Origin of the sequence: Bacillus sp. JJ1122, from assembly GCF_036964885.1 — a bacterium.
Taxonomy (GTDB): Bacteria; Bacillota; Bacilli; order Bacillales; family Cytobacillaceae; genus Mesobacillus.
On the sequence record NZ_JBALQL010000048.1, the window covers coordinates 44,507 to 51,390 of the forward strand.

The 6,884-nt window shown below is 40.1% G+C and carries 5 protein-coding genes; 3 read left to right on the top strand and 2 right to left on the bottom strand.

All coding sequences use genetic code 11. The annotated features are described in order from the left end of the window. Nucleotides 1-37: 37 nt before the first annotated feature. The 3 genes from V7201_RS22505 (at nt 38) to V7201_RS22515 (ending at nt 4,771) form a co-directional block, all read left to right on the top strand. Nucleotides 38-1,786 carry an ABC transporter ATP-binding protein gene (locus tag V7201_RS22505; protein WP_335378992.1) on the top strand — a complete coding sequence of 583 codons (1,749 nt, stop codon included), beginning with the start codon at nt 38-40 and terminating at the stop codon, nt 1,784-1,786. Between the two features lie 52 nt (nt 1,787-1,838). Continuing rightward, the gene (locus V7201_RS22510; protein ID WP_438825093.1) at nt 1,839-3,656 is read left to right on the top strand and encodes an ABC transporter ATP-binding protein; all 1,818 of its coding nucleotides are present in this window, start codon (nt 1,839-1,841) and stop codon (nt 3,654-3,656) included. A gap of 170 nt (nt 3,657-3,826) precedes the next feature. Continuing rightward, nucleotides 3,827-4,771 (top strand): DUF4349 domain-containing protein, encoded by a 945-nt coding sequence (locus tag V7201_RS22515; RefSeq protein ID WP_335378994.1) that lies wholly within the window; start codon nt 3,827-3,829, stop codon nt 4,769-4,771. Nucleotides 4,772-4,924: 153 nt separating this feature from the next. On the opposite strand, the gene rnjA is transcribed toward V7201_RS22515, so the two are convergent. Next, nucleotides 4,925-6,592 (bottom strand): ribonuclease J1, encoded by a 1,668-nt coding sequence (rnjA, locus tag V7201_RS22520; protein WP_335378995.1) that lies wholly within the window; start codon nt 6,590-6,592, stop codon nt 4,925-4,927. 3 nt (nt 6,593-6,595) lie between these two features. Then, entirely contained in the window at nt 6,596-6,808 is a 213-nt protein-coding gene (locus V7201_RS22525; protein WP_335378996.1) for a DNA-dependent RNA polymerase subunit epsilon, read from the bottom strand. Between the last annotated feature and the right edge of the window lie 76 nt (nt 6,809-6,884).

Below are 6,884 nucleotides of genomic sequence, written 5' to 3' on the forward strand. Positions count from 1 at the left end.
AAAGAAAAAGAAGCTTTGATTCAAAGGGGGTACATGAATGGAGACATTCAAAAAATTGAGGTTGTATTACTGGCCATACAAAAATTTGTTTTTATGGTCCATCTTTTTTATGCTGATTGTAACGGCTATTACAGTCATCTATCCAATGATTTTACAGCAAACGATTGATGAAGCAGTCATGGGAGGCAGGTATGAGCTGATACCGATCCTTGCTGGCGGTTTTGTCGGTTTCATGGTGGTAAAAGGGGTTTGCACTTATATTTATCAGTATACTGGTGATCTCTTTGGTATTCATTCGGTTTATAAACTGAGAAATTCACTTTATGAAAAATTGCAGTTCCTATCCTTCAGGTATTATGATAACGCCAAAACTGGTGATTTAATGTCCCGGCTTACAGCAGACGTAGAAGGGTTTCGTTTTTTCCTGAGCTTCGGCTTTTCTGAACTGATCCGATTTGTACTGTTAATTGGCATCAGTTTCTCGGTCATGTTCTATTATTCTATTTCATTAACCTTTGTGACTCTTGCGACTTTGCCTTTTCTTGCAGTAGTTGTTTATAAGTTTGATAAGGCGGTTCATCCTGCATTCAGGGGAATAAGAAAATCCTTTGGCAAACTGAATACAAAGGTTCAGGAAAACATCAGCGGAATCAACACCGTAAAATCTCTGTCGAGAGAGAGTTATGAGATTGGGAGATTCAATGATTCCAATGGTGAATATAAAGACAAATACCTATTCACTTCAGATATTTGGGCAAAATATTTCCCATTAATGGAGTTCTTGGGCAACATTAGTGTGGTCCTGCTGCTTGGCTATGGTGGATATCTTGTAATGAATGGTTCCCTGAAGCCTGGAGAACTCGTAGCATTTTATAGCCTTCTGTGGTACATCATGTGGCCCATCATGAACCTTGGCTTCGTAGTTAATCTATTTTCCCAGTCAAAAGCTTCTGGAGAAAGGTTATTAGAAATCCTTGAAGCTGATGCCGAGGTCGATAATAAGGATGGAGCAATTGAAGCCGAAAAGCTTTCAGGTGATGTGCAATTTTGCAACGTAACGCTTCGATATGGAAATGATGAAAACGAAGCACTATATGATATTTCCTTTAAAGCACGTCCTGGGCAGACCATTGGCTTGATTGGATCCACTGGTTCAGGCAAAACCAGCATTACCCAGCTTATGACGAGATTTTATGAGCCTGCAGAGGGGCAGGTATTAATTGATGGACGGGATATCAAGGAGTATTCCTTACGGTCTCTTCGAAGTAATATTGGTATTGTCCTGCAGGAATCCTTTCTATTTTCTTCATCAATTAAAGCAAATATTTCTTACGGCAAGCCAGACGCAACGATGGATGAAATTGTGGATGCTGCAAAACGGGCGCAGGCCCACAGCTTCATAATGGAGCTTCCTGATGGATATGATACCATCCTCGGTGAGAGAGGCATGGGCCTGTCCGGCGGCCAAAAGCAAAGGATTGCTATAGCAAGGGCAATCTGTATAAACCCAAGCATCTTGGTACTTGATGACGCCACAAGCGCAGTAGATATGGAAACTGAATTTGAAATTCAAAAAGCGTTGCTGGAAGTGATGAAGGGAAGAACGACATTTATCATTGCACACAGGATCTCTTCCTTAAAGCATGCCGATGAAATTCTTGTGCTGGATAATGGGTCAATTGCTGAACGGGGTACCCATGAACAATTAATAAAAAATGGCGGAACATATCAAAAAATATATGAGATTCAGTTTAAAGACCGCCAAGGGGTCACACAAACAGGATAAAACTCTTTGAAACAGTTTTATGAATCGTCCGGGTAAACAAGGGGGGAAGGTTTTGAGCAAAAAAAGTAATTCTCAGGTTTTAAAAAGGTTTCAATATTCAACAGACCAGGTGATTGATAAGCCTTTTAATTGGAAGCAAATGTTAAGGCTCTTCAGCTATATTCTTCCATATAAAGCATCGCTTGTTCCACTGTCCATAGCGATGGTTCTCATAACAACTGCCGTCAGGCTTGTTATCCCTATACTTATTGGGATCTATACACTTGATCGTGCAGTGAAAAACAAAGATGCTAACATGTTATTCTGGCTCGTGGCTATAATTGCTGGCCTTTATTCAGCTGCATACATCGCAAATATATTTAGGATACGCTGGATGAATCAATTAGGGCAGAACGTCATTTACGATTTGCGTAAGCACTTATTCACCCATGTCCAGAATCTGTCGCACCGTTTCTTCGATCAGCGTTCGGCCGGTTCGATTTTGGTAAGAATCATGAATGATATTAACTCATTACAGGAATTGTTCACAAATGGAGTCATCAATCTTCTGATGGATATGGTGCTCCTGATTGGAATCTTTTTTATACTATTTTCATTAAGTCCGCAATTAACGCTGGCAATCATGGTGATCTTGCCGATCATGTTCTTGATTTCGACGAAATTGAGAAAAAATATCAGGCGTTCATGGCAAGATGTTCGTTTGAAACAATCGAAGATTAATTCGCACTTAAATGAAAGCATACAGGGAATCAGGGTTACCCAGTCGTTTACTCAGGAAAAAGAGAACATGACCTTCTTCGATGGAATCAATGAGGAAACATTTCAGAGCTGGAAGTCAGCATCGCAGAAGAACGCCATGTTCAGGCCGCTTGTAGAATTGACTAACGCACTGGGGACCGCTGTTTTAATCTGGTACGGTGCACATCTGATCCAAAGCGATACAATCTCAATTGGTGTATTCGTTTCATTTGCGTTTTATCTAGGCATGTTTTGGGAGCCCATATCAAGGCTTGGCCAGGTATACAACCAGCTATTAATGGGAATGGCATCTTCTGAAAGAATCTTTGAATTCCTGGATGAGAAGCCGATTGTATCAGAAGCAGATAACCCTGTAGAATTAAACGACCTCAGAGGGGAAATTCAATTTGAAAAGGCTGTATTCTCATATGACAACAAGAGGATTGCACTAAAAGGAATAAACCTTGGGATAAAGGCTGGCCAGACAGTTGCTCTTGTTGGCCATACAGGTTCAGGAAAAACGACAATCGCCAACTTAATCAGCCGTTTCTATGATCCTACTGCAGGAAGGGTACTGGTTGATGGACATGATTTAAAGAATGTTTCTCTCAGCAGTCTGAGGAAGAACATCAGTATCGTATTACAGGATACATTCATTTTCTCAGGGACAATTTATGATAATATTCGTTTTGGCAGGCCTGAGGCAACTGATGAAGAGGTGAAGGCTGCAGCTGAAGCAGTTGGTGCTGCTGATTTTATTGAAAAACTCCCAAACGGTTTTCAAACAGAGGTAGAAGAGAGGGGCAATATTCTTTCTGTTGGTGAAAGGCAGCTTCTTTCCTTTGCCAGAGCCCTGCTGGCGAATCCTAAAATTCTCATCATGGATGAGGCTACGGCTAGCATTGATACGGAAACTGAGATGAGAATCCAATATGCCTTGAAGACCCTATTAAAAGGCAGAACTGCGATTATTATCGCTCACAGGCTGTCGACAATCCGTGAAGCAGATAATATTTTCGTTCTTGAAAATGGCCTTGTCATTGAAAAGGGAAATCATGAACAGCTTATGAATCAAAAAGGAGAATATTACGATCTTGTCCAGGCACAATTCAATATGCTTGATGCCGTATAAGAAGCCTTCTTTGTGAAGGCTTCTTTTGCTATTTTGAAATTTTAGCAGCTCAGTTAATAAAAATAAACAACAATCAAGAAACTGAGGAGATGTTTATTTTGCTATAAATGTAACATTTTTGTAATAAACCCGTCTGATCCTTAAACAGATTAAAATAAGGGGGCGTGTTGATGTTGAAAAAGATAATGGCAGTCATTTTGTTATTTATTCTCTTGCTTGCAGGCTGCAGCGGCGGGATGTCAGATGAAAGTAAATCTAGCAGTGATATGGGTGCAAAAACGGAATCCATGGATAACTCTGAGAGTAACGATGTTTCATTTTCTGAAGGAGAAAAAGACTCGGCTGTAGAAAATAATGAATCTGATGACGGAAAAGCGAAAACGAACGCTGCTGATGCCGCTATGGAACGAATGGTCATCTATAATGCAGAATTGAATTTAAGAGTGAAAAACTTTGAAAAAACACGTAATGCCCTCGAACAAAAGGCTAAAATCTATAATGGATATATCGTAAATTCCAGTTCCAGCCGTTATGATGGAGAACAGCAGAGCGGCACAATGACCTTCAGGATTCCTCAGGAGCATTTCCAGGCTTTTCTGACCGATGCAGAGGGTTTATCGGTACAAGTATATAATCGTCAGGTTAGCGGTGAAGATGTAACAGAAGAATATGTGGACATTGAATCAAGACTAAAGTCTAAAAGGGCAGTGGAAGCCAGGCTCCTTGAATTCATGAAGCAGGCACAGAAGACCGATGATTTGTTGAAAATCTCTTCTGACCTTGCGAACGTCCAGGAGGAAATAGAACAAGTTTTAGGCAGGAAAAAGTTCCTTGAAAATCAGTCAGCCTTATCTACTGTAACGATTTCACTGGAAGAAAATGCTGTGTCTGTCCCAAAAATCGATAACGAAAACTTGAACACCTGGCAAAAGATTAAAAAACAATTTGCTGATAACATCAATATTATTCTGTCAGCGGGTTCAGGAATCATAGTGTTCTTGATCGGCAATCTGCCAATCTTGCTGATTGTAGGCATTATCGTTTCAGTGATTATATTTTTTGTCAGAAAATATACTAGGCGCACTGAGAATAATAATATCGATTCAAACAGCTAAGTGACAAGCATTGTTTAAAACTAATATGGATTTTGAACATAGTTTTTGTACAGAAGCTAGCTTGCGGTTAGCAAGCGCCTGGATCGGAAATCTACAGACAAATTAATAAAGTGAGAACAAAAAAACCGTTGCAATTTGCAACGGTTTTTCCTATTAAACCTCCATAATGATCGGCAAGATCATCGGGCGGCGTTTTGTTTTCTCATAAAGGAACGGTGCTAAAGTGTCCGTGATTTCATTTTTGATTTCGGACCACTGAGTTGTTTTTCTTTCCATTACTTTGTTTAAATGCTTGCTAATCAAGCTCTGGGCGTCATTGATTAAATCGCCGGATTCCCTCATATAGACGAATCCGCGGGATATCAGATCAGGTCCTGCAGCAATTTTGAATTCCTTCATGTTAATGCTGACTACAACCACAACAAGTCCTTCTTCAGAAAGGATGCGGCGATCACGCAGAACGATGTTTCCGATATCACCCACTCCGCTGCCGTCAATATACACATTTCCGGATGGAATCTTACCTGCTATGCTAACTTCATTATCGCCTAATGCCAGTACTTCACCATTATCCATGATAAAGCAATTTTCCTCAGGAACACCACAGTCGGTGGCAAGCTTTGTATGCATCTTCTGCATACGATACTCACCATGGATTGGCATAAAGTATTTTGGTTTGATCAGGCGAAGCATTAATTTTTGTTCTTCCTGGCCGCCATGCCCTGAAGTATGAATGTCATTTAAAGATCCATGGATTACATCAGCCCCTGCACGAGAAAGCATGTTGATCGTACGATTTACGCTGATTGTATTGCCTGGTATAGGTGATGAAGAAAATACAACTGTATCGCCAGGCTGGATCTGGATTTGACGGTGAGTGCCATTAGCGATTCTCGATAAAGCAGCCATAGGTTCTCCCTGACTTCCAGTACAAAGGATTGTAACCTGGTTAGCAGGCAGTCGATTTATTTGCTGTGCCTCAATGAATGTATCCTTAGGCGCATTAATATAGCCGAGATCTTGTCCAATATTAATTGCTGATTCCATGCTTCTTCCAAATACAGCTACTTTTCTGCCTGTCGTTACGGCAGCTTCAACAACCTGCTGTAATCGATGGATGTTTGAAGCGAATGTAGCGAATATGATGCGGCCATCCACTTTTCTAAAAATATCATGAATGCTTTCCCCAACACGGCGTTCTGACATCGTAAAATGTGGGACTTCAGCATTTGTGCTGTCTGAAAGCAGGCATAGTACGCCTTCTTTTCCGATTTCAGCCATCTTCGTTAAGTTAGCCGGTTCGCCGACAGGTGTAAAATCGAACTTGAAATCTCCTGTGTGGACAACTTGCCCTGGAGGAGTTTTAACAACAACGCCATATGAGTCAGGAATACTATGCGTAGTCCTGAAAAATGTGACCGAAGTTTTGCGGAATTTGATGATGTCATCTTCCTGTATTTCAATCAGTTTTGCTTTTCTCAATAAGCCGTGTTCTTCCAGCTTGTTCTTGATTAAACCTAGAGCAAGTTTTCCTCCATAAATCGGAATATTGATTTCACGCAATAAATAAGGAATACCGCCAATATGGTCTTCATGGCCATGGGTGATGAAAAGACCTTTGATTTTATCTTCATTCTTTACCAGGTATGAATAATCAGGAATAACATAATCGATCCCAAGCAATTCATCTTCTGGAAATTTAATGCCTGCATCAATTAATATAATCTCGTCCTGAAATTGCACACCATAGGTGTTTTTGCCGATTTCGCCTAGTCCTCCCAATGCGAAAACTGCAGTTTGGTCATTTTTTACAAATTTCATAAATTATCCTATCTCCAATACTTCAAAGTCTTCTTTTTGTTTTTCATATTCAAAATAATTACCCTTTACAGCCTCAACATACTCCACGTTATATTGGCGGTCAGCTATTTTTGACCGAACATCTCTTTCAGATTCAGCTTCCACGTATATTGTCTTTGTTTTTTCACGTACGGGAACTTGCTTGTTAGATTCCTGGTAGTAAACTTTAAAAATCATGTTAAATCTCTCTCCTTAATTAAATAAACTTTTTATATTTTATAGGGCTTTTTTTTTTGTATGGATTGCAGCATTT

Coding starts and splice junctions, on each gene's coding strand:
- V7201_RS22505 (WP_335378992.1), top strand. CDS start 38: ATGGAGACATTCAAAAAATTGAGGTTGTATTACTGGCCATACAAAAAT.
- V7201_RS22515 (WP_335378994.1), top strand. CDS start 3,827: ATGTTGAAAAAGATAATGGCAGTCATTTTGTTATTTATTCTCTTGCTT.
- V7201_RS22525 (WP_335378996.1), bottom strand. CDS start 6,808: ATGATTTTTAAAGTTTACTACCAGGAATCTAACAAGCAAGTTCCCGTA.
- rnjA (WP_335378995.1), bottom strand. CDS start 6,592: ATGAAATTTGTAAAAAATGACCAAACTGCAGTTTTCGCATTGGGAGGA.